We start from the raw sequence: 23,115 nt of genomic DNA on the forward strand, positions 1-23,115 counted from the left end.
TCCTCATCCCTTCTTTTTCTTTTCATGTAGCGTGACGGCCTTGAAATCGGCCGTCTGCCTGGCGATCGCGGCTTCAGCCGGCAGCCGTTCCATCGAGCTTGCGCCATAGAAGCCGTGCAGGCCCTTGCAGCGGTCGAGGATGTAGCGGGCGTCGTCCGGCATCGAGATCGGCCCGCCATGGCAAAGCAATATGACGTCCTTGCGCACCGAACGGGCGGCATTGGCGATGGCGTCGATCTCGACCACGCAGTCGTCGAGCGACTTGGCCGAGGTGGCGCCGATCGAGCCGCCGGTCGTCACGCCCATATGGGCGACGACGATATCGGCACCGGCTTTTGTCATGGCGCGGGCTTCGTCGGGATTGAAGACGTAAGGCGTGGTCAGAAGGTCAAGCTTGTGCGCCTCGGCAATCATGTCGACTTCGAGCCCAAAACCCATGCCGGTCTCCTCGAAGCTTCGGCGCATATTGCCGTCGAACAGGCCGATGGTCGGGAAATTCTGCACGCCGGAAAAGCCCATCGTCTTCAGCTCGGCCAGCAGCAGCGGCATGATGACGAAGGGATCGGTGCCGTTGACGCCGGCCAGCACGGGCGTGTGTCTGACCACCGGCAGCACCTCATAGGCCATTTCCTTGACGATCTCGTTGGCATTGCCATAGGCGAGCAGGCCGGCGGCCGAGCCGCGCCCGGCCATGCGGTAGCGACCCGAATTGTAGATGATTATCAGGTCGATGCCGCCGGCCTCCTCGGCCTTGGCCGACAGGCCGGTGCCGGCGCCGCCGCCGACGATCGGCACACCCTTGTCGATCATTCCCCGGAATTTCTTCAATATGTCCTTGCGCGGTATGGCTGGCATGTCGGGTCTCTCAGTGTCTGGCGATGTCGAGGAAGGCGGCGGTTGCCACCTGAGCGAATTCGGGATCGTTGATGTGCAGTGGCAGGCGGCTGACGCGGCGTGTGGCAGTGGGCCTGATGGTGCGCTCGATGGCTTCGAACAGGACGGCATCGGCTTGCGGATCGAAGAAGGCGCCGCCCTCGATGTCGAGCGCCGAGACGCCCTTTTCCGGAATGAGAAAATGCACCGGCCCCTCGCAAAGAGCGAGCCCTGTGCCGATCCATTCGCCGATCTCGCGGCATTCCTGCGCCGTTGTGCGCATCAGCGTGACGTTGGGATTGTGCTCGTAGAACAGTCTTCCTCGATACTGTTCCGGAATGGTCGAGAGCGCCCAGAAATTGACCATGTCGAGCGCGCCGACCGAGCCGACATAAGGCAGGCCCGTGCGGGCAATCGCGCCGAAGCGATCCTCCGTCGCCGGCAGCACGCCGCCGAACAGCAGGTCGCAGACCTCGGTCGTGGTAATATCGATGACGCCGGACAGCAGGCCGCTATCGGCCAGTTTCTCCATGCTGCGGCCGCCAGTGCCGGTGGCGTGGAAGACCATGCAGTCATAGGTCGAGCGAAGCTGGTCGGCGATGGCGGTCACACATGGCGTGGTAACGCCGAACATGGTCAGCCCGATCGATGGCTTGCCGTCGGGCAGCGGCGCGGGGTTTGCCGCCATGCCCGCTATCGCCTGGGCTGCATTGTGAAGAACAACGCGGGAGAGCCGGTTCAGCCCGGCCATGTCGGTTACCGACGGCATCATGATGATGTCGGAGACATCGACATAAGGCGCTGTGTCGCCGGAAGCGAGCGTCGAGACCATGATCTTGGGCAGCCCAAGCGGCAGCGCACGCATGCCCGATGTGATGATCGAGGTGCCGCCGCCGCCGCCAATGCCGATCACAGCGGCAATGTCGTTTCGCGACTGGATGAAGCGGGTGAAGGCGACGCCCATGGCGGCAACCGCGGCGCCACGATCCTTGCCGCTGAGCACGGCTGTGCTGCCGTCCGGATGATGGCCGGCAATTTCCTTGGCGGTGATGTCGATGGGGATGGTTGCGTGGCGCGTGCCGACGTCGACACGGGAAACGGCGGCGCCGGTGGCGGCGATCGCATCAGCCAGGAAGGCGAGTTCCTCGCCCTTGGTGTCGGCAGTGCCCACGACATAGATGCGCTTCATGGGCAGTTCCCAAGTTATTGCAAATTTTTGAGACGCGCGTATCATATTGATATGGATATCTCACGTCAACAAGCCGCCGCGAACGACGACACCGGTGAGAGGGCCGAGCGTGGACCTCGGGCGCGCACGAAACGGTTGATGCTGGAGACGGCGACAAGGCTGATGCAGGCGGGCGTGACGCCGTCTGTCAGTGAAGTTGCCGAGGCGGCCGAGGTTTCCCGCGCCACAGCCTATCGCTATTTCCCGAGCCAGGCGGCGCTGGTGCATGCCGTTGTCGACGAGGGGCTCGGTCCGATCCTGACCTGGCAATCGACCTCCGGCGATGCCGAGCGCCGGGTCGCCGAACTGTTCGACACGGCGATGCCGCGCATCGAAGCGTTCGAGGCGACGTTCAAGGCAGCGCTTAAACTGTCGCTCGATCAGTGGGCGAGGCGCCAGGCAGGCACGCTGGATGGCGAGCCAGCCTTCACGCGTGGTCATCGCGTCGACTTGCTGCAGCAGGCGATCGCTCCGCTCAAGGGCCGGCTGCCGCCGCGCGACTTCAAGCGGCTGGCGCAGGCGCTGTCGCTGATTTTCGGTGTCGAGGTGCTGGTCGTGCTCAAGGATATCTGGGGGCTGGACAGCCGCAGAACGAGGTCTGTCGCGCAATGGGCGGCAGGCGCCCTGGTGCGCGCGGCGATCGCTGAATCGATCGATGAAGGAGACGGCGTCGATTCAAGGGTGGTTGTCAAGTAGGCCTATCTGGTTCGACCAGATTTGCATGCCGACTGCCAATGTTAGCGTCGGCATAGGGTGCTGTGCAACGCCTTTGCGTATCACTGAGTAGGAAAATCATTGGAAAACAGGCAGATAAAGCTTAAATTCGGCAGAGACGAGCAGGTCCGACTGCCAAGAAAGGACTTGACGCCGCCGCAAAATTGGTAATACCAGATCAGAAAAGAAAAGCGGATCGAAAGTGAGGGCTGCGATCCATTTTCCGGCAGGGCGAGGAGGCCCGGAACCGGAAAGGTGCGATCACGGGAGGAACTACCAGGGCCGGCTTCGTCGCCGGCTCGCATGACAAGGTAGAATGCGCACAAGGGAGGAAATCATTATGCGCAAGTTAGTGACCAGCGTGCTTGCTGGTATCGGCTTAACGCTTGCCTGCGGAACGTCCGTCTACGCGCAGGAAAAGTCGCTCACCATCTTCTGGGCGGAGTGGGATCCGGCCAATTACCTGCAGGAACTCGGCAACGAGTACGAGAAGGAAACCGGCGTCAAGATCACGGTGGAAACCACGCCGTGGTCCGACTTCCAGACCAAGGCCTTCACCGAGTTCAACGCCCATGGCGACGCCTATGATCTGGTCGTCGGCGACTCGCAATGGCTCGGTGCCGGCTCGACCGGCGGCCACTATGTCGATCTCACCGACTTCTTCAAGAAGCACGACCTCGGCAACGTCATGGCGCCGGCGACGGTGAAATATTACTCGGAGTATCCCGGCAACAGCGGCAAATACTGGGCCATCCCGCTTGAGGGTGACGCTGTCGGCTGGTCCTATCGCAAGGACTGGTTCGAGGATCCCAAGGAAAAGGAAGCCTTCAAGGCCAAGTATGGCTACGACCTCGACGTGCCGAAGGATTTCAAGGCGCTGCGAGACATCGCGGAATTCTTCTACCGGCCGGATCAGAAGAAATACGGCATCGCCATCTATACCGACAATTCCTATGATGCGATGGCGATGGGTTTCGAGAACGCGCTGTTCTCCTATGGCGGCGATCTGGGTGACTACGCGACCTACAAGGTCGATGGCCACATCAATTCTGAAAAGGCGGTGGCCGCACTCGACGCCTACAAGGAACTCTACAAGTTCACGCCTCCGGGCTGGGCCAAGTCGTTCTTCGTCGAGGACAACCAGGCGATCACTGAAAACCTGGCCGCGATGAGCATGAACTTCTTCGCGTTCTTCCCCTCACTGATCAATCCGGCGTCCAATCCGAACGCCAAGAACACCGGCTTCTTCGCCAACCCGCCGGGACCGAACGGCGACCAGTTCGCCGCTCTCGGCGGTCAGGGCATTTCCATCATCTCTTACTCGAAGAAGCAGGAAGAGGCGACGAAGTTCCTTGAGTGGTTCATCAAGGACGAGACCCAGAAGAAGTGGGCGGCCCTTGGTGGCTATACCTGCAGCGCGGCGGTGCTCAAGTCGCCGGAGTTCCAGAGTGCCACGCCCTACAACAAGGCCTTCTATGAGACCATGTTCAAGGTGAAGGACTTCTGGGCCGTGCCGGAATACGCCGAACTGCTGCAGCAGCTCAACCAGCGCGTCTATCCCTACATGATCGGCGGCGAAGGCACCGCCAAGGAAACGCTGGACGCTCTGGCTACCGACTGGAACGCGACGTTCAAGAAGTACGGCCGCGTTCAATAACAATCATGCATCACGGAGGGGGCGTTGGTGCCTCCTCCGTTTCTTTTTCTGCAAACGGGAGCAGGGGTCTTGGCGACCACGATGATCACAACGCTGGACAGGTCCTCGCGGGCGGTCGCGCGCGGCCTGAGCGACATTTCGATCCGCAACCTCTTCATTATCCCGACGGTCCTGTTCCTGATCGTCTTCAACATCTTTCCGCTGATCTATTCGCTTGGCTATTCCTTCACCGACTTCCGCGCGTCGACCAACGCGCCGGCGAATTTCGTCGGGCTGCAGAACTATCGCGACCTGCTCAACGACCCCTATGTCTGGTCGAACTTCGCCATCACCGCGAAATACGTCATCATCTCTGTCGCCGGCCAGCTGCTTGTCGGCTTCGGCGTGGCGATGCTGCTCAACAGGGATATCCCGCTCAAGGGCCTTATCACCACGCTCTTGCTGCTGCCGATGATGTTGTCCATGGCTGTTGTAGGGCTGTTCTGGAAGTTGCTCTATGACCCATCATGGGGCGTCATCAACTATGCGCTCGGACTCGGCAATTTCGAGTGGCTGGCCGACCCAAAGATGGCGCTCTACGCGGTTGCGCTGACCGATATCTGGATGTGGTCGCCCTTTGTCATGCTGCTGTCGCTGGCCGGGCTGTCGGCGGTGCCGAAGCACCTCTACGAAGCCGCCGCGATCGATCGTGCCGGGCCGTTCTACACCTTCTTCCGCATCACGCTGCCGCTGGTGGCGCCGATCCTGATGATCGCCGTCATCTTCCGCACCATGGAAGCGTTCAAGACCTTCGACCTTGCCTACATCCTGACCAGCCAGCCGACGGCCGAGCTGATCTCGATCCGGCTCTACAAGATGGCGTTCCAGGAATGGCAGACCGGGCGCTCCTGCGCGCTGGCCTACATCGTGCTGATCATGGTGCTGGCGATCACCAACATCTACGTCAAATATCTCAACAAGGTGAAGGAGCGCTGAGATGGCCGCAGTCCGCACTTCTTCCGAGATCGGCTTCAACCGCGTCGCCATCGTCGCCGTATTGTTGGTCACGATCATCTTCCTGGCGCCGATCTACTGGATTGCCTCGACGGCCTTCAAGCCGCGCAATCTGGCCACGACCATCCCGCCGACGGTCGTCTTCCAGCCCGAGATTTCGCCCTTCGTGAAGCTGTTCACCAAGCGCTCGCAAATGCGCAGCCCGCCGTCGCCGGAAGAGTACGCGGCGGCTCCATGGTGGGAACGCGTCGTCTTCGATGGCGGCGAAAAGATCGTGCGCGACGGCAAGGACCAGGTGCAGTGGTCGGGCTATCCGAGCCGCTTCCTGAACTCGCTGATCATCGCCATCACCTCGACGGTGCTGGCGGTCGGCATGGGTACTTTTACCGCCTATGGCTTCTCGCGCTTCAAGGTGAAGGGGGAGGCGGATCTGCTCTTCTTCATCCTGTCGACACGCATGCTGCCCCCGGTGGTGGTGGCGATCCCGATGTTCCTAATGTACCGCGCGGTCGGCCTCAACGATTCCCACATCGGCCTGATCATCCTCTACACCGCTTTCAACCTGTCCTTCTCGGTGTGGCTGATGAAGGGCTTCATGGACGAAATCCCGAAGGAGTATGAGGAAGCCGCTCTCGTCGATGGCTACACGCGCATGGAGGCCTTCTTCAAGATCGTACTGCCTGAGGCCGCCACCGGCATCGCCGCCACCGCGGTGTTCTGCTTCATAACGGCGTGGAACGAATATGCCTTCGCGCTGATCATGACCAACCGCCGCGCCCAGACCGCGCCGCCCTTCATCCCGAGCCAGGTCGGTTCCGGCCTGCCGGACTGGACTGTCATCGCCGCTGGAACCTTCCTGTTCCTGCTGCCGGTCGCGATCTTCACCTTCCTGCTCCGCAATCATCTGTTACGCGGCATGTCCTTTGGAGCGATCCGCAAATGAGCTTTCGCGCCATCAACCAGAAATATCTGGAACCCGGTAGCCAAGTGCTCATGGTGCTCGGCATCGTGGCGCTCTGCCAGCCGTGGAGCATGCTGCTGCACACATACGGCCTGACCATCATCCTGATCGGACTGATCGGCTTCAACATCACCTCGAAGATCGCGCCTGAAGAGGAGGCCGGCACCGGTCATGCCGCGCGAAATCCGGGAGCACAGCATTGACCCAGATCGAGCTTCGCGGCGTCCAGAAGTTCTTCGGCGCCGTCCAGGTCATCAAGGACCTCAACCTCAAGATTGCGGACAACGAGTTCATCGTCCTGCTCGGCCAGTCGGGCTGCGGCAAGACGACGACCTTGCGCGCGGTCGCCGGGCTGGAGACGATCGACGAGGGCGACATCCTCATCGACGGCAAGCCGGTCCAGCATTTGAAGGCCGCCGATCGCGACATCGCCATGGTGTTCCAGTCGTTCTCGCTCTATCCGCATATGAGCGTCTACGAGAACATCGCCTTTCCCTTGCGCGCCACGCGCAAGAGCAAGGCGGAGATCGACCAGGAAGTGCGCTCGGTCGCCAAGACGCTGCAGATAACCGATCTGCTGGCCAAGAGGCCATCGGCACTTTCGGGCGGCGACATGCAGCGCGTCGCCATCGGCAGGGCGCTGGTGCGGCGGCCGAAGGCGATGCTGATGGACGAGCCGATCGGCGCGCTCGACGCCAAGCTGCGCGAGGAGATGCGCGCCGAGATCAAGCGGCTGCACATCAAGCAGGGCTCGACCACCATCTATGTCACGCACGACCAGATCGAGGCGATGAGCCTCGCCGACCGCATCGTCATCATGCATGAGGGTGTGCTGCAGCAGGTCGGCTCACCCGACGAGGTCTATTCGCGCCCGGCCAATCTGTTCGTGGCGCAATTCGTCGGCAGCCCGGTGATGAATGTCGCCGACGCGGCGGTTGCCGAGACGGCGTCGTCGGCTTCGGTGACGGTGGGTGGAGCGGCTTCGGGTTTCGAGTTTCCACGCACGCTGCTGTCGAAGCTCAACGGCCATGCCGGTGGCGAACTGGCGCTCGGCATCCGGCCGGAAGGCGTGCTCATTCGCCGTGACGCGGCGGAGGGGTTCATGGCGGTCGAGACGCAGATCGTCGAACCGCTTGGCTCCTTCGACATCGTCGACCTGAAGGTCGGCTCGAAGATGCTGCGCGCCCGCACCAAGAGTGGCTTCGTCGCCGGGCCGGGTGAGCAAGTCTTTGCCCGGATCGATCCGACGCAGGCCCATTTCTTCGACAAGGCAAGCGGCAGGTCGCTTGATGTGAGACTGTAATGGCCCATATCCAGCTCAAGAACATTTCCAAGACCTTCGGCAACCACACGGCTCTGACCGGGCTCGATCTCGATATCGCCGATGGCGAGTTCTTCGTGCTGCTCGGCGAAACAGGGGCTGGCAAGACGACGACGCTGCGGCTGATCGCTGGTCTCGAAAAACCCAGCGAAGGTCAGGTCTTCATCGACGGCGTCGATGTCGCCGATTGGGGTGCGGCCGAGCGCGACGTGGCGCTGGTGCTGCAGCAATATTCGCTCTATCCGCGCTACACGGTGCGTGAGAACCTTGAATTTCCGCTGAAGCCGAAGATCCGCCGTCTGCCCGACGCCGAGATCAAGGATCGCGTCGACCGCGCCGCCCGTACACTGCGGATAGAACATCTGCTCGATCGCAAGACCGACCGGCTGTCGGGCGGCGAGATGCAACGCGTCTCGATCGGCCGCGCCATCGTGCGCAAGCCGCGTGTGTTCCTGATGGACGAGCCGCTGTCGGCGCTCGACGCCAAGCTGCGCGAGGCGCTGCGTACGGAGTTGAAGAACCTGCAGATCCAGCTTGGCGCCACCTTCCTGTTCGTCACCCACGACCAGATCGAGGCGATGTCGATGGGTGACAAGGTCGGCGTCTTGAATCATGGCCGCATCGTCCAGACCGGCACGCCGCACGAGATCTACAACAACCCGCGCGACACCTATGTGGCAAGCTTCGTCGGTTCGCCGCCGATGAACCTCATCGATGGCAGATTGGTGAACGGCCGCGCGGTGATGGCGCCGTTGAATTTCGAATTGCCTTTCTCAGGGGGAGCCAAGACGAGTGCGGCGACCGACGGTCGCCCGCTCGTCTTCGGCATCCGTCCCGAGGATGTCTATCTCGAGAGCGGCGCGCCGGTCGAGGCACGCGTCCACGATGTCGAGAACCATGGCGTGGAGAAGATCCTGACGCTGCGGGTCGGCGACACGACGCTGCGCGCCACGGTGCCGGCCAGAACCGATGTCGCCATCGAACAGCCGGTGCGCTTTGCCTGGAACCCGGACAAGGTTGTGCTGTTCGACAAGGGCAGTGGTGTCAGCTTGCGGCACGCGTCATAGGCCGCACCTTGCTCTATTTCGGCAAATAGGTCTCGTAAGGCGTGTCATTGATCAAAAGGATCACGCATTCAGTGTCCGAGAGGCAGGCGTCGTCATGCATCTCGTTGGCCTTTTGCGTCCAGTAGGAACCCACAGGCAGCACCACCTTGGTCGCTTCGCCGCCTTCCATCTGCCAGTGCGCCCACAGCCCCTTGATGACGATGGCGCGGTAATCAGCGGTGTGGCCATGGACAGGCGCGCGCCAGTTGCCGGGGACCTTCAGCAGCGTGCCAGCCGGTCCCTTCGCCCGCTCGCCCCATAGCGAACCCAGCCGTTGCGGCTGGTCCGGCGCCTCGGCAACGTAAGGGATCTTGTCGGCGGGCAGGTAGCTGTCTTCGAGAGCAAAGGCGCGAGCGGGAAAGACGCACAGAGTGGCGAGTACTAGAAATGCAGAACGATTGGGCATGGCGGTTCCTCCGCCTGCCAGACTATGGCGGTTCTGCCGGCGTGCAATGACATGCCGTCCAAAAGATTTGGCAATTTCTCCAGCCCGCAGAGGGACTGACGGGACGTGCCGAATCCGAATCTCAGCTGTGGATGTCGCCGTCGCCGGTGTTGCGCAGATGGCTCGGCGCCACGCCCATCACCCGCTTGAAGGCGCGGCTGAAGGAGGCTTCCGAGTCGTAACCCAGTTTCGCCGCCGTCACCGACACCCTCAAACCGTCCCGGGTAAGCCATTGCCGCGCCTGGTGCATGCGCACGCGCAGCACGTATTTGGCCGGCGTTTCGCCGACGACAGTGGCAAAGCGCTGGGCAAAGGCGGAGCGCGAGGCGCCCATCATCCTGGCCAGCGCCTCGACCGTCCAGTCGCGGTCGGGCTGCAGGTGAATGGCGGCGAGCACCTTGCCGACATCGGGATTGCGGACAGCGGCAATCCAGCCGGAGGCATCGCCGCAGCCATTTTCCACCCAGGAGCGGATGATGGTGGCGGCGAGCACGTCGGCAAGGCGCGCCAGAATACCGCCGGAACCGACCCGGTCCATCGTCACTTCGCCGGCCATCGCATCAAGCAAATGCTGGATGCCTGGCGCGTTGGTCATCAGCTTGTGCGCCTGCATCAGACTGGGCATCATGTCGAGCAGGGGGTGCGAGCCGTCGAGGTTGAAATGCATGCTGCCGCAAAACAACAACGTCTTGCAGCCATCGCAGCCGTTTGAGACGTCGTAGATGTTCTCGCATACCGGTTCGATTGAGTAGCGGCCGATCGGAACGGGCGGCACGCCTGGCGCGCTGGCCAGAATATGCGCGTCGCCGCGCGGGATCAGCAGCGCGTCGCCAACCGACAGTTCGATCCACTCCTTCGACGGCGAGAACAGCCAGCAGCTTTGCTGGCCAATGAAGTGGAAACGCGCCGCTTTCTGCGCGGGAAATGAAACGGCCCACGGCTCGCCAAGCACGCAACGGCCATAGTCGACACCGTCGAGGCGCAAGCCGCGCAGCATGTCGCTCAGCGGGTCGCCGGACGCGGGCAAAGCGACTTTGGACGAATTGTAGGTCATTTTGGTGTTTTTAACATGGAAACTCCAAGCCGTCACTTCCTATGTTGCGGTGCAGCTAAATGTTGCGGTGCAAACAGGCTGGAAGCCGGCCATACTGCCAAGCCGTGACGGCAAGGCATGTAACGGGTGGAAGCCCCGGTCGGTCATTCCCTATGTGGCGCTGCGAACAGACCGGAGACTGACCATGGCCGACCCTTCCACAGGTGTGATCGACGCCACACTTCCGAACCCCGCAGAATCCGACGAGAGAGCCGAACCGGCCTGGGGTGCCGTAGTCTCGCTGGCGCTTGGCGTTTTCGGCCTCGTGACCGCCGAATTCCTGCCCGCCAGCCTGCTGACGCCGATGGCGCGCGATCTCGGCGTCAGCGAAGGCGTGGCCGGGCAAGCGGTGACAGCGACCGCCATCGTTGCGGCGATCGCCGCGCCGACCATGGCGATCATCACCAGGCGCATGGACCGCAGGTTCGTGATGTGGATGCTGACAGGGTTCCTGATCCTGTCCAACCTTTTGGCTACCTTCGCCTCGTCGCTCACCGTGCTTCTGCTGGCTCGGGTTGTGCTCGGCGTAGCCCTCGGCGGTTTCTGGGCGATGTCGGCGGCCATGGCGCTGCGGCTGGTGCCGATGCGGCTGATGCCGCGCGCCATGTCGATCATCCTGACCGGCGTTTCGCTGGCCACCGTCACTGCTGCTCCTGTCGGCGCCTATGTCGGCGACATCTGGGGATGGCGCACGGCGTTCATGATCGCCACCATCGTCGGTGCGCTGGCGCTGCTGGTGCAATTGGCCACCATTCCCAAACTGCCGCCGGTGGGTGTCGCGAGTTTCCGCACCTTGCTCGAGGTGCTGGAACGGCCGTCGATCCGGGTGGCTCTGCTGGTCGTGCTGCTGGTCGCGTCCGGGCACTTTGCCGGCTTCACCTATGTGCGCCCCTTCCTCGAAAAGGTGCCGGTGCTCCACATCGAGACGATCTCACTCGTGCTGCTGGCCTATGGCATTGGCGGTTTCTTCGGCAATATAGCCGGCGGCATCCTGGCCGAGCGCAACCTCAAGACCGCAGTCGCCCTGGCGCCGTTGCTGATTGCCCTGGCGGCCACCTCGATGCTGATCTTCGGCGCCTCACCGACGGTCGCGGCCCTTGCCGTTGCCGCCTGGGGCTTTGCCTTCGGCGCGGTGCCGGTCGGGCTGCAGAGCTGGCTGGTGCGGGCAGCCCCCGACCAGGCCGAAAGTGCCGGCGGGCTGATGGTGGCGACGTTCCAGGTGGCGATCGCGCTCGGCGCCGTCTTCGGCGGCCTGCTGGTCGATCATGCCGGCGTCGCCAGCGCCTTCGCCTATTGCGGCGTCGCGACTCTGCTGGCGGCCATCGTGGTGTTCCTGCGCGGCCCGAAGCAGGCCGAATAGTCTCTCTCGGCGAGCAATCCAGCCTTATGTGGTGGCCCGGCAACCACTACGGTTTTCGGGCCACGGCCGTCGTGATGGCGGCAACGAAATGGATGAGACTGTCCTCGACATAGGCAGCCAGTTCGATCGTCGGATCGAAACTCCACCACAGCAACGATCCCTGCCAATGCGATGCCATCAGCAGGCCAATGTCCTGTGGCGGCGTGGGCATCTCCGCGAAGCAATCAGCAAGGATTTTGGACAGGGATGCCTTCCAGGCCGCACCCCGCGCCCGGAGCAGGGGATCACGCAGATCCTCGCGCAGGACAAGCAGACCTTCGGCATAGGAATCGATGCCGCCATAGCCTTGCGATAGCGCGACCAGCAACTCGATCGCGCCAGCCGGTGTCATGGCGATGGTGGCGCCCAGTGTCCTGGTCTTGTCGTCGAGACCGTCCCACGCATGCATAAGCGTGCGTTGCTTCAGCTGCGCCTTGTTTCCAAAACGCTGCACAAGAGTTGCGCCGGAAAGGCCGCAAGCCTTTGCCAGCCGATCGAAAGTGAGCGCCTCCGGACCATGCCCATGGATCAGCCGAAGCGCTGCCTCCAGCACCTGCTCGTCCGACTGGGTTTTTGGTCTTGTCATCTTGACATCTCAATATAACCGAATGATCATTTATATATGACAGGAGCGGCGGAAGCCAGCTCAGTTTGATCGATCGTACCGTTTTCGGGAGAGTTCAATGACGTTGCAAGGAAAAGTCGCATTGGTCGCCGGCGCCACGCGTGGCGCCGGGCGCGGTATCGCTGTTGAGCTAGGAGCTGCCGGCGCCACCGTCTATGTCACCGGGCGCACGACACGCAGCCAAAAATCAGAATATGCCCGACCCGAAACCATTGAGGAAACGGCGGAACTGGTCTCCGCGAACGGAGGCAAGGGCATCGCCGTACAGGTCGATCATCTGGTTGCCGACGATGTACGAAGTCTGGTCGAACGCATCCGCACTGAACAGGGTCAGCTCGACATACTTGTCAACGACATCTGGGGCGGCGAAAAACTGTTCGAATGGGACAAGCCTGTCTGGGAGCACAATCTGGAAAACGGCTTGCGCATGCTGCGGCTGGCCATCGACACGCATTTGATCACCGCCCATCATGCGCTGCCCCTCATGATCGAGCGGGCGGGCGGACTGCTGGTCGAAGTCACCGACGGCACGGCTGAATACAATGCCGACCACTACCGGCTGTCGCCCTTCTACGACCTGGCCAAGGTGGCGGTGAACCGCATGGCCTGGGCGCACGCCAAGGACCTTGCGAAACATGGCGCCACGTCAGTCTCGTTGACGCCCGGCTGGATGCGCTCGGAAATGATGCTGGAGGCCTTTGGGGTGCGCGAGGACAACTGGCGCGATGCAACCGCCACTGTGCCGCATTTCGTCATTTCCGAGACGCCGCGCTTCGTTGGGCGCGCCGTTACCGCCTTGGCGGCGGATCCGAACCGCGCGCGCTGGAACGGGCAGTCCCTGTCCAGCGGCGGGTTGGCGCAGGTCTATGGTTTTACCGACCTCGACGGTTCGCGGCCCGATGCCTGGCGCTATGTGCCGGAAGTCCAGGATGCCGGCAAGCCTGCTGACGCAACGGGTTACCGGTAAGCCAAAATTGCTTCAGGCCGAGCGGCCGTCGAAATTGAAGACCGACAGGGTGGAAGGGTCGAGATCGGCGACGCAGTTGAGATTGACGTAGGCGTTGCGTTCACCGCCTTCGCGGACATCCTCGGCGAAAGGGTGGATGCCGCAAGTGCGGCAGAAGCGGTGCGCCATCGCGTGGTTGCCGAATGCGTAACTGCCGAGATCATCGCCCCAGGCCAGGACCGTCAGGCTCCCATGCGGAATGGCACATAAGAGGGCGCCCTTGCGCGAGCAGATCGAACAATTGCACCGGATGGCGCCGGTGAGTTCCGCCTTGAATTCGAAGGCGACCTTGCCGCAATGACAGCTGCCTCTGTACAGCATCAGTATCTTCCTATCGCTGGCAGGTGCAAAGGCACGCTGGCCGGGTTATCCCTTCCGCAGGCCAAATCGGCTGCTTGCCTTAAAGACGTTGCATCCTGGCGGAGTCCGACATCGACATGCAATCCATCCGCGATCGTCTCGAAATCATCCTGTCACGTCTTGCCAATCGGGCTGGAGACGAGAAGGTCTTCACGAAGCTCTATGCCGAGGCAGCGCGAGCCGCGGCCGACGCCAGCGATGCGCGCAAAAAGGCTGGCGTGACGCTCGGACCGCTCGACGGCACCATTGTCTCGATCAAGGATCTGTTCGATGTCGCCGGCGAGGCGACCACGGCTGGCTCACTGATGCTCAGGACTGCCATGCCCGCCGTGCGCGACGCGGCCATCGTCAGCCGGTTGCGTCAGGCCGGAGCTGTCATCATCGGCAAGACCAACATGACCGAATTCGCCTTCACCGCGATCGGCGACAACATGCATTACGGCACGCCGGGCAATGCCCTCGACAGCAGTCGCATTCCCGGTGGCTCCTCATCGGGTGCCGGCGTTTCCGTCGGCGAGGGGACGAGCGACATTTCGATCGGCTCCGATACCGGCGGTTCCATCCGCATCCCGGCATCGTTGAATGGTGTTGTCGGCTTCAAGCCGACGGCGCGGCGTGTGCCGTTGACCGGCGCGTATCCATTGTCTGCGACACTGGATTCCATCGGGCCGCTGGCTCTGAGCGTTGCCGCGTGTGCGGTTGCCGACGCCGCAATGGCTGGCGAGGAACTACCGCCGCTGCATCTGCCGCTCCCGCTTGCCGGGCTTCGTGTCGGTATTCCGCGTGGCCGTCTTTTCGAAGACACTGAAAGCGAGATCAGCGCGGCCTTCGATCGCAGCCTTGCCAAGATAGAGCGGACAGGGGCGCGGTTGGTGGACATATCGATCGATGACTTCATTGCCGATATGCGCGCGGCCACCAAGCGCGGCTCGATCGCTGCCATGGAAGGAGCCGAAGTGCATGCCGACTGGCTGGCAACAGGCGCACCGGTGCCGGTCGATCCGCATGTCAGCGGGCCTTTGTCGCGCGCGGCCATGCTGCCGACGCCGGTCTACATCAGGGCCTTGCGCCGCCGCCGCGCGCTCGTCGCCGCCATGGATGAGCGGCTGGCATCGGTCGATGTGCTGGCTCTGCCAACCACGCCGGTGACGGCCCCGACCATCGTTTCCCTGGCCGAGGACGCCGAATTGCGCGACCGTATAGAAGGCCTGCTGCTGCGCAACACGCAGGTCGCCAACCAGTTCGGCCTCTGCGCGATCTCGCTGCCGATGCCTGATACGGCGCTGCCGGCCGGACTGATGCTGGTGGCGCGCAATGGTCATGACCAGCGCCTGCTGCGGATTGCTGCTGAAGTCGAGCGGCTGTTCTGAAGGGCAGTGTGCCTCGGATAGGCAATCAGTGCGCCGCGCAGCGCTTGCGCTCGCCTGTCTTGGACGCGCGTTCGATGTTGGTAATGACCAGCATCGGCGGATCGCTTGGCTTACCACGATGCTGGATAGATCCGCGGACGACAAGCTTTCCCGCATGGAGCTTGTCGGAGAGGTCAGGTGCGAATCTGCTCAGCGGCGGCAATTCGGTGGTGTTCAGTTCCACGCCCTTCGTGATCTTGCCGGTGGCCAGATCGAGCGCATTGCCCGATGGGCAGGGGGCCATGACGCAGACGATCCCATTGCTGCAATAGACGTAATCGCTGCTTTGCGCCGCCGCGAGCGAGGGCAAGGCCGCGATCGAACATGCGGCAAGACCAAGAAATGCGAAGCGAAAAGCGAACATGGTGCTCAGCGTCGCGGAGAATTGGGGCGAAACCGCGATGCGCTAGATGTCGAGCGGAAACCGCTGCCGGTAGTGATCGGCCACTTCGGGATTGCGCAGATTGACCGGCAGCTTGCCCGCCAGCACCAGCAAGGCTTCCCCCACCGCGCCGACGCCCATGCGCATCATCGATTCCTCGGTAATGCCGGCCATATGCGGGGTGATGATGACGTTGTCAAAGCCGAAATAGGGATGATTGGCCGGCAGCGGCTGCGTCGAAAACACGTCGAGCGCGGCACCGCCGATGCGACGTTTCTGCAAGGCTTCGATCAGCGCGTCGTCATCGACGACCGGCCCGCGCGACACGTTGATCAAGAGCGCATTGGGCTTCATGCGGGTGATGCGTTCGCGACTGATCAGGCCGCGCGTTTCCTCGGTCAGCGGACAGCAGAGCACGATGATGTCGCTCTGTTCGACCAGCGCGTCGATGGAGAGGAAGCCGACCTTGTCTGGCGCCGGCTGCATGCTGCGCGTCGTAGCCACCACTTTCAGGTCGAAGCCGTGCGCGGCGATATGGCCGACGGCCTGGCCAACGGCGCCGAGGCCGACAATGCCGATGGTCTTGCCGGCAAGCTCGCTGTTGGTATTGGCGTGCTCGCGTCCGGCGAGCCAGCCTTTGGCCCTGAGGTCGCGGTCGACCTTGCGGAATTGCCGCAGCAGCGCAAGTGCGGTGAACATCACGTGTTCGGCGACAGAGCGCGCATTGACCGCCGGTACGTTGGCCACCAGCACGCCGGCAGCGGTCGCCGCCTCCATCGGGATCATGTCGAGCCCGGCGCCGTGGCGGATAGCCGCCCTCAGCTTCCAGGCGCCCTCGAAAAGCTGTGGCGGCAGGTGCGCGCGCACGATGACGATGTCGGCGTCCTTGGCCTCCCTGGTCAGGGTGGCGGCATCGATCGCCGAGGCAATGACAAGCTGGCCAGCTCCTGCCAACTTGGCCGAGGCGCGCGGGTGCAACGGGTGGGTCGACAGTATCTTTGGCTGGTCCACGGTCAGGCCTTTTCGAGTGCCGGGCTTGTGGGCGCAACCGCCTTGCCGCCCTCGATCAGGCCCTTCCAGTAGCTCTCCGCGCCTTGCAGATGGGCGCTCATCAGCGCCTGGGCGAGATTGCCGTCGCGGCGCAGCAGCGCCTCGTAGATCTGCACGTGCTCGGCATGCGAACGCACGCTGCGTTCGGGATCGTTGAAGTAGATCGGCAGACGCTGTTCGCCCATCAGATAGTAGACGCTGCAGATGTTGTGGAAGACGCTGTTCTTGGTGGCGCGCACGATCTCCAGATGAAACTCGCGGTCTTCCTTGGCCAGGCCTTCGCCAGCGGCGATGCGCTCCTCGGATGCCTTGAGGATCTCGCGCAGCCGCTCGAAATTCTCCTCGGTGGCGCGCGAGCAGGCAAGCTCGGCCGCCTTGATCTCATGGATCTTGCGCAATTCGACCGTCTCGTAAATCTGCAAGGGATCGAGCGGCAGGCCGGCGCGGGCAAACAGCGCCAGCGCCTCGACGCTCGCCTGCTTGGTGTCGATGTAGATGCCGGACTTGGCCCGGCGCTCGACGATCCGCATGGCTTCCAGGATGGCGAGCGCTTCGCGAATCTGGCCGCGGCTGACGCCGAAATGCTCCGCCAGTTCCCGTTCCGACGGCGTCCGGCCCGTATCCTTGTCCGAATGGGAGAAGAGATAGGCTGCGAGTTCCGCGAGAAGGTTCTTTTCTTTCATCGTCAACTGCGTTGCGCGTGCGCCTCCAGGAACCGCTCCGAGATGGTGATTCCCAGACCCGGCCTTTCCGGGATCGCTATCATACCGTCCTTTGCTTCGACAGTCTCTTCGATCAGATCGTGGATCATCGGGTTGGCGCCGAGCGAATATTCGACGGTGAAACTCGACGGCGAGGCCGCGCAGACATGCAAGCCGGCGAAGAAGCAGGGCGCGCCGGCCCATAGATGCGGGGCAAAGCGCAGATTGAAGGCGCTGGCGATGGTGCCGATCTTCATCGCCTCGCTGATGCCGCCGCAAAAGGCGGGATCGGGCTGGAAGATGTCGGCGGCCTTGAGCACGGCGAGGTCGCGGAAGGCATAACGTGTCGCCTCGCTCTCGCCGGTGGCGATCGGAACCGCACCCGAGGCGCGCACTTCAGCCATGCCCGGCTTGTCGTCGGCGATCACAGGCTCCTCGAACCAGGCGAGATCGAGGTCGTTGACGAGATGGATGAAGCGTTTGGCCTCGGCCACCGTATAGGTGCCGTGGGCATCGACCATCAGCTCGACATCGGGGCCGAGCGCCTGGCGCGCGGCGCGGACACGGGCGGCCGAAACATGGGCTGCCCCATCCATAGCGCCGACCCGCATCTTCAGCGCCTTGAAGCCGCCCCTGGCAATGTAGGATTTCAGTTGTTCGCCGATGGCATCGGCCGATGCCCAGCCGCCCGAGGCATAGGCCGGCATGCGGTCGAGCTTGCGGCCGCCGAGCAGCCGCCAGACCGGCACGCCGAGTGATTTCCCCAGAATATCCCAGAGCGCGATGTCGACGGCGCTGATGGCGGCGATGCTCATGCCGCGCCGTGCCAGCTGCGGCATGGCATGGCCTGCGCGCGCCGCGCTGTCGTGGCGCACGCCATTGTAGAGCATCTCCCAGATGACGCCGATATCGGCGGGGTCGCGGCCGATCAGTTGCGGCCCGACCTCATGGTTCAGCATGTGGACGAGAGCGCCGTAGCTGCCGGCGCTGCCGGCGGCGTTCTTGCCTTCGCCCCAGCCGACCAGCCCGTCATCGGTCTCGATGCGCAGGATGGCGGCGTCGAAGGTCGTCACCTGGCCGAAGTCGCTGCGATGTTGCTTCGCGGCTTCGATCGGGATGCGGACCCACCAGGCTTGGACGGTCTTGATGCGCATGTCTTTCCCCAGCCCCGCCGCCAGTCAGGGCGGAAGGGCAAATTTCCCGGAAGCAGTCGACTACTTGATCAGCGGCAGCAGCGTTTCGGCGGTGATGCGCATCTGGTCGGTGTAGAATTTCTCGGTCAGCACGCTGGAGCCGTGGTCCTGGATGAACTTCAGCTGCTCGGGCGAGATATCGACCGGGTGGCGTTCGACCATTTCGGGATAGGGTGCCGCCGGCGTGCGGTCGACCGGTGCGACGAACTCGTTGGTCAGCGCGCCGTCGTAGCCGACTTCCTTCAAGGTGGCGATGATTGCGGGCCAGTCGATCTGGCCGAGGCCGGCGGCGAAGCGGTTGTTGTCGGCGACATGGAAGTCGAACAGGCGCTTTCCGACCTGACGGATCGCATCATGGACGTTAAATTCCTCCATGTGGATGTGGTAGGCGTCGAGGCAGACGCCGCATTCGGGGCTGACCGCGTCGGCCAGCGCCAGCGCCTGGGCGCCGCGGTTGAACAGATAGGTCTCGAAGCGGTTCAGTGGCTCGACGGCAATCTTGACGCCGACCTTCTTGGCATGGGTGAAACACTCGCGGGTCGCGTCGACGACCCACTTCCATTCCTCTTCCTCGGTGCCATCCGGCACCACCTTGCCGACGGTTGCGGGAACGAGCGTGATGATCTCGCCGTCGAGCTCGCTGACCATGGTCAGCACGTCCTTGACGTACTGCACGGAGCGCTCGCGCTGGCCCTGGTTCCTGGCGGCAAGGTTGCGTTCGCCCAGCATCAGGGTCACCGCGCCCCAGCAACGGATGCCATGCTCCTTCAAGAGCGCCCGCGTCTCCTTGGTCTTGTACTGTTCGGGTTCGCCGGAAATCTCGATCGACTCATAGCCGAATTTCTTGATGCGCTTCAGCGTCACCTCCAACGGCTCCGCGCGCATCCAGTTGTGCGTCGAAAGATGCATGGTCTGTCCTTCCCAAATTCGTCCGTATGGTTTGCCTGCGACATGCGTTGCCAAAAGACGACGCAAGGGTTCCTCCCCAAGGCATCCCCAGCCTTTTCTCGCAAACTGGTTCGACCAATTGGGCCTGAAGCGAGGTCTACAGCAAATTCCATAGAACGGCAAGAAGTGCGGCAACGCAACTCTTCGTGCGGATTATTTCATTGATTATATTGCGATATATGTCGATATTTCGGATGTGCCGAGGGCTTCGGCGATGCATTGTGAGGCTTGACCAAATTCCCCTATTTGGTAATACCAGAATGGCAGTGCCTGCAAAGCGCCCGGTGCGAGAAGACCAAAATGGCTGGCCCTGCTTCCAATCGGCGCTATGCTTGGTCGCGACACAATGAGGGAGGATGCCGATGCCGACGACAATGAAGGGCCCTGGACTGTTTCTGGCGCAGTTCGCGGGTGATGTAGCGCCATTCAATTCGCTGGCCTCGATCACCAAATGGGCCGCCGGTCTCGGCTATAAGGGCGTGCAGATCCCCACCTGGGACGCGCGGCTGTTCGACCTCAAGAAGGCGGCGTCTTCCAAGACCTATTGCGACGAGGTGAAGGGCATCTGCACTGAGGCCGGCGTCGAGGTCACCGAACTGTCGACGCATCTGCAGGGGCAGTTGGTGGCGGTGCATCCGGCCTATGACGCGCAGTTCGACGGCTTTGCGCCGGCATCGGTCCACAACAATCCCAAGGCGCGGCAGAAATGGGCGGTCGAGCAGATGAAGTTCGGCGCCAAGGCGTCGCGCAATCTTGGGCTCAACGCGTCTGTCACCTTCTCCGGCGCGCTGGCCTTCCCCTATCTCTATCCCTGGCCGCAGCGGCCGGCCGGTCTGATCGAAGAAGCTTTCGCCGAACTCGGCAAGCGCTGGAAGCCGATCCTCGATGTCTATGAGGACAATGGCGTCGATGTCGGCTACGAGATCCATCCCGGCGAGGACGTGTTCGACGGTGCCACCTTCGAGATGTTCCTCGACGCGGTCGGCGGCCACAGGCGCTGCAACATCAATTACGACCCGTCGCATTTCCTGCTGCAGCAACTCGATTATCTCGAATTCATCGACATCTACCACGAGCGCATCAAGGCCTTCCACGTCAAGGACGCCGAGTTCAATCCGACCGGGCGGCAAGGTGTCTATTCCGGCTATCAGAGCTGGACCAACCGCGCCGGCCGCTTCCGTTCGCTGGGCGACGGGCAGGTGGATTTCGGCGGCATCTTCTCCAAGCTGACGCAGTACAATTATGATTCCTGGGCGGTGCTGGAATGGGAGTGCTGCCTGAAGCACCCGGAAGACGGTGCGGCCGAGGGCGCACCCTTCATCCAGCACCACATCATCCGGGTGACGGAAAAGGCATTCGACGATTTTGCCGGCGGCGCGACGGACAAGAAAGTGCTGCGCGGCATGATGGGTATCTAACGGAGAAGAACATGGTTGGCGCATCGAAGTCGGAAACGGGAGGCGGCCCGATCCGCTATGGCATGGTTGGCGGCGGGCAAGGCGCCTTCATCGGTGCGGTGCATCGCATCGCGGCGCGCATGGACAATGATTTCGTGCTGGTGGCCGGTGCGCTGTCGGCCAATCCCGAGCGAGCCAAGGCTTCGGCCGCCGAACTCGGGCTCGACCCGGATCGCAGCTATGCGTCCTATGCCGAGATGGCCAAGGCCGAGGCGAAACGCCCCGACGGCATCGAGGCGGTGGCGATCGTCACCCCCAACAATGTCCATGTGCCGGCGGCCAAGGCCTTCCTCGAGGCCGGCATCCACGTCATCTGCGACAAGCCGCTGGCGACCACGCTGGCCGAGGCCAAGAAGCTTGCAGCGATCGTCGAGAAGACCGGCAAGGTGTTCGTGCTGACCCACAACTACACCGCCTATCCGATGGTGCGGCAGGCGCGCGAAATGGTGGCCAAGGGGCAACTTGGCGATATCCGCATCGTGCAGTCGGAATATCCGCAGGACTGGCTGACCGAGGACCTTGCCGCCACCGGCCAGAAGCAGGCGGCGTGGCGCTCCGATCCCAAGCAGGCGGGTGCGGGCGGTGCACTGGGCGATATCGGCACGCATGCCTACAATCTCGCCCGCTTCGTCTCCGGGCTGGAGCTCGATTCGCTGTCGGCCGATCTCGACGCCTTCGTGCCGGGGCGCCAGCTGGACGACAATGTCAACGTCATGCTGCGCTTCAAACCGGCCGGCAAGACGCATCCGGCCAAGGGCATGATCTGGGCGAGCCAGGTGGCGCCCGGCCATGAGAACGGACTGAAGCTGCGGATCTACGGCTCGAAAGGCGGGCTGGAATGGGTGCAGGCCGATCCGAACTATCTCTGGTACACGCCATTCGGCCAACCGAAACAGCTGCTCACCCGGAATGGCGCCGGTTCGTTGCCGGTTGCCGGCCGTGTCAGCCGTGTGCCGTCGGGCCATCCGGAGGGCTATCTCGAAGGTTTTGCCAACATCTATCAGGAGGCCGCGCGCGCCATTCGCGCGGCACGCAAGAAAGGTGGCAAGCCGGCAAAGGATGTCGTCTTCCCGACCATCCAGGATGGCGTCGAGGGCATGGCCTTCATCGAAGCCTGCGTGAAGTCTTCGAAGAAGAACGGGGCGTGGATGAAGCTTTAGTCGCATGACCAGGTGAGGGGGGCATGGCGCGAAGCAGGCGGAATAGCCAGCGCGTCGTCAAATGGGGGAGGGGCGTCGATGAAGATCGGCATGTGCATGTTCTTATGGACGACCAGCGTCTCGAAAAAGCACGAGGCGCTGTTGCGGGACATCAAGGCGACGGGCTTCGATGGTGTCGAGATACCGGTCTTTGCCGGTGTCCCCGATGACTACAAGAAGCTTGCCGATCTGCTCGACCGCATCGGGCTGGAGCGCACCGCGGTCTCGGCGATGGGCGATCCCTCAATGAACCTTATCTCGGCCGACGCGGCGACCCGCAAGGCCGGCATCGACTACATGAAATGGGCTGTCGATTGCAGTGCTGCACTCGGCGCGAACACGCTGAGCGGCCCGCTGCATTCGACGCTCGGTGCTTTCTCCGGCAACGGCCCGACAACCGTCGAGAAGAAGCGCTCGGTCGCCTCGCAGCGTGCCATTGGCGATCATGCCGGAAAGCGGGGCGTCACCATCGGGCTCGAGGCACTCAACCGCTTCGAGTGCTACCTTCTCAATACGATGGCCGACCTGTCGGAGCATATCGATGCCATCGACCGGCCGCACATCAAGGCGATGTATGACACTTTCCACGCCAATATCGAGGAAGCCGACCCGATCGGCGCCTACACGAAGCATCGCGGCAATGTCGTGCACATCCACATATCCGAGAACGATCGCGGCGTGCCGGGGCGTGGCAACATTCCGTGGAAGGAAACGTTTTCGGCCATCCGCAAGAGTGGCTATGACGACTGGCTGACCATCGAGGCGTTCGGGCGTTCGCTGAAGGATCTGGCAGCGGCGACCAAGGTGTGGCGCGATTTTTCCGAGACGCCTGAGGCGGTGTATCGGGATGGGTATCAGCATATCAGGAATGGGTGGAAGAAGGCTGCTTAGGGCATGTCGATATTCGGGTGAGGCCGGCCTGCAAATGCAGGGTTCCTGCGCTTCCGGTGCTCACGTACCCAAAAGTACGCTCCGCTCCGGCCTTCGCCGGCCGA

At 62.7% G+C, this 23,115-nt stretch carries 24 protein-coding genes; 13 read left to right on the forward strand and 11 right to left on the reverse strand.

The window, feature by feature from the left end; translation table 11 throughout:
- Positions 1–3: 3 nt before the first annotated feature.
- Both EB235_RS09850 and EB235_RS09855 read right to left on the reverse strand, forming a co-directional pair.
- On the reverse strand, positions 4–855 hold the full coding sequence (locus EB235_RS09850; protein ID WP_027031169.1) for a phosphoenolpyruvate hydrolase family protein: 852 nt from the start codon (positions 853–855) through the stop codon (positions 4–6).
- Positions 856–865: 10 nt separating this feature from the next.
- Positions 866–2,062, reverse strand: coding sequence for a Tm-1-like ATP-binding domain-containing protein (locus EB235_RS09855; protein ID WP_027031168.1), 1,197 nt, complete (start codon positions 2,060–2,062; stop codon positions 866–868).
- A gap of 51 nt (positions 2,063–2,113) precedes the next feature.
- On the opposite strand from EB235_RS09855, the gene EB235_RS09860 reads away from it, so the two are divergent.
- The 7 genes from EB235_RS09860 to EB235_RS09890 all read left to right on the forward strand — a co-directional run bounded on the left by EB235_RS09860 (position 2,114) and on the right by EB235_RS09890 (position 8,814).
- Entirely contained in the window at positions 2,114–2,797 is a 684-nt protein-coding gene (locus tag EB235_RS09860; RefSeq protein WP_027031167.1) for a TetR/AcrR family transcriptional regulator, read from the forward strand.
- Between the two features lie 358 nt (positions 2,798–3,155).
- A complete protein-coding gene (locus EB235_RS09865; RefSeq protein ID WP_027031166.1) occupies positions 3,156–4,472 on the forward strand; it encodes an ABC transporter substrate-binding protein in 1,317 nt (438 codons plus the stop codon).
- Between the two features lie 69 nt (positions 4,473–4,541).
- Entirely contained in the window at positions 4,542–5,447 is a 906-nt protein-coding gene (locus tag EB235_RS09870; protein WP_027031165.1) for a carbohydrate ABC transporter permease, read from the forward strand.
- A gap of 1 nt (position 5,448) precedes the next feature.
- Positions 5,449–6,408: a carbohydrate ABC transporter permease gene (locus EB235_RS09875; protein ID WP_027031164.1), complete on the forward strand. Its 960-nt coding sequence runs from the start codon at positions 5,449–5,451 to the stop codon at positions 6,406–6,408.
- A complete protein-coding gene (locus EB235_RS09880; RefSeq protein WP_027031163.1) occupies positions 6,405–6,629 on the forward strand; it encodes a hypothetical protein in 225 nt (74 codons plus the stop codon). The genes EB235_RS09875 and EB235_RS09880 overlap by 4 nt, the downstream gene beginning before the upstream one ends.
- Positions 6,626–7,729, forward strand: coding sequence for an ABC transporter ATP-binding protein (locus EB235_RS09885; RefSeq protein ID WP_027031162.1), 1,104 nt, complete (start codon positions 6,626–6,628; stop codon positions 7,727–7,729). Before EB235_RS09880 ends, EB235_RS09885 begins: the two co-directional genes overlap by 4 nt.
- Positions 7,729–8,814: an ABC transporter ATP-binding protein gene (locus EB235_RS09890; RefSeq protein ID WP_027031161.1), complete on the forward strand. Its 1,086-nt coding sequence runs from the start codon at positions 7,729–7,731 to the stop codon at positions 8,812–8,814. Before EB235_RS09885 ends, EB235_RS09890 begins: the two co-directional genes overlap by 1 nt.
- A gap of 13 nt (positions 8,815–8,827) precedes the next feature.
- Here EB235_RS09890 and EB235_RS09895 read toward each other — a convergent pair whose 3' ends face one another.
- Entirely contained in the window at positions 8,828–9,259 is a 432-nt protein-coding gene (locus tag EB235_RS09895) for a DUF4437 domain-containing protein (RefSeq protein WP_027031160.1), read from the reverse strand.
- Between the two features lie 121 nt (positions 9,260–9,380).
- Positions 9,381–10,352, reverse strand: coding sequence for an AraC family transcriptional regulator (locus tag EB235_RS09900; RefSeq protein ID WP_027031159.1), 972 nt, complete (start codon positions 10,350–10,352; stop codon positions 9,381–9,383).
- A gap of 184 nt (positions 10,353–10,536) precedes the next feature.
- Here EB235_RS09900 and EB235_RS09905 point away from each other — a divergent pair, with 184 nt between their 5' ends.
- Positions 10,537–11,751 carry an MFS transporter gene (locus EB235_RS09905; RefSeq protein ID WP_027031158.1) on the forward strand — a complete coding sequence of 405 codons (1,215 nt, stop codon included), beginning with the start codon at positions 10,537–10,539 and terminating at the stop codon, positions 11,749–11,751.
- A 46-nt stretch (positions 11,752–11,797) separates the two neighbouring features.
- On the opposite strand, the gene EB235_RS09910 is transcribed toward EB235_RS09905, so the two are convergent.
- Positions 11,798–12,376, reverse strand: a complete 579-nt coding sequence (locus EB235_RS09910; RefSeq protein WP_027031157.1) for a TetR/AcrR family transcriptional regulator — start codon at positions 12,374–12,376, stop codon at positions 11,798–11,800.
- A gap of 97 nt (positions 12,377–12,473) precedes the next feature.
- On the opposite strand from EB235_RS09910, the gene EB235_RS09915 reads away from it, so the two are divergent.
- Complete coding sequence (locus EB235_RS09915) at positions 12,474–13,382, forward strand: SDR family oxidoreductase (protein WP_027031156.1); 909 nt, start codon at positions 12,474–12,476, stop codon at positions 13,380–13,382.
- Between the two features lie 12 nt (positions 13,383–13,394).
- On the opposite strand, the gene EB235_RS09920 is transcribed toward EB235_RS09915, so the two are convergent.
- Positions 13,395–13,742, reverse strand: coding sequence for a GFA family protein (locus EB235_RS09920; protein ID WP_027031155.1), 348 nt, complete (start codon positions 13,740–13,742; stop codon positions 13,395–13,397).
- Positions 13,743–13,858: 116 nt separating this feature from the next.
- On the opposite strand from EB235_RS09920, the gene EB235_RS09925 reads away from it, so the two are divergent.
- A complete protein-coding gene (locus EB235_RS09925; RefSeq protein WP_027031154.1) occupies positions 13,859–15,151 on the forward strand; it encodes an amidase in 1,293 nt (430 codons plus the stop codon).
- A 25-nt stretch (positions 15,152–15,176) separates the two neighbouring features.
- Here EB235_RS09925 and EB235_RS09930 read toward each other — a convergent pair whose 3' ends face one another.
- The 5 genes from EB235_RS09930 to EB235_RS09950 are packed head-to-tail and all read right to left on the reverse strand — an operon-like array spanning position 15,177 to position 19,425.
- Positions 15,177–15,554, reverse strand: coding sequence for a hypothetical protein (locus EB235_RS09930; protein ID WP_027031153.1), 378 nt, complete (start codon positions 15,552–15,554; stop codon positions 15,177–15,179).
- A gap of 42 nt (positions 15,555–15,596) precedes the next feature.
- Entirely contained in the window at positions 15,597–16,583 is a 987-nt protein-coding gene (locus EB235_RS09935) for a hydroxyacid dehydrogenase (RefSeq protein WP_027031152.1), read from the reverse strand.
- 2 nt (positions 16,584–16,585) lie between these two features.
- The gene (locus EB235_RS09940) at positions 16,586–17,305 is read right to left on the reverse strand and encodes a FadR/GntR family transcriptional regulator (RefSeq protein ID WP_027031151.1); all 720 of its coding nucleotides are present in this window, start codon (positions 17,303–17,305) and stop codon (positions 16,586–16,588) included.
- 2 nt (positions 17,306–17,307) lie between these two features.
- On the reverse strand, positions 17,308–18,477 hold the full coding sequence (locus EB235_RS09945; protein WP_027031150.1) for a mandelate racemase/muconate lactonizing enzyme family protein: 1,170 nt from the start codon (positions 18,475–18,477) through the stop codon (positions 17,308–17,310).
- Positions 18,478–18,537: 60 nt separating this feature from the next.
- Positions 18,538–19,425 (reverse strand): sugar phosphate isomerase/epimerase family protein, encoded by an 888-nt coding sequence (locus EB235_RS09950; RefSeq protein ID WP_027031149.1) that lies wholly within the window; start codon positions 19,423–19,425, stop codon positions 18,538–18,540.
- Positions 19,426–19,826: 401 nt separating this feature from the next.
- Between EB235_RS09950 and EB235_RS09955 the strand changes: the two genes are divergently transcribed.
- From EB235_RS09955 to EB235_RS09965, 3 genes are all read left to right on the forward strand, one after another.
- Complete coding sequence (locus EB235_RS09955; RefSeq protein WP_027031148.1) at positions 19,827–20,882, forward strand: sugar phosphate isomerase/epimerase family protein; 1,056 nt, start codon at positions 19,827–19,829, stop codon at positions 20,880–20,882.
- Between the two features lie 11 nt (positions 20,883–20,893).
- Positions 20,894–22,081 carry a Gfo/Idh/MocA family protein gene (locus tag EB235_RS09960; RefSeq protein WP_027031147.1) on the forward strand — a complete coding sequence of 396 codons (1,188 nt, stop codon included), beginning with the start codon at positions 20,894–20,896 and terminating at the stop codon, positions 22,079–22,081.
- Between the two features lie 78 nt (positions 22,082–22,159).
- Positions 22,160–23,011 carry a sugar phosphate isomerase/epimerase family protein gene (locus tag EB235_RS09965; RefSeq protein ID WP_027031146.1) on the forward strand — a complete coding sequence of 284 codons (852 nt, stop codon included), beginning with the start codon at positions 22,160–22,162 and terminating at the stop codon, positions 23,009–23,011.
- Positions 23,012–23,115: the final 104 nt, after the last annotated feature.

The sequence above is a fragment of the Mesorhizobium loti R88b genome (assembly GCF_013170845.1).
Lineage (GTDB): Bacteria > Pseudomonadota > Alphaproteobacteria > Rhizobiales > Rhizobiaceae > Mesorhizobium > Mesorhizobium loti_B.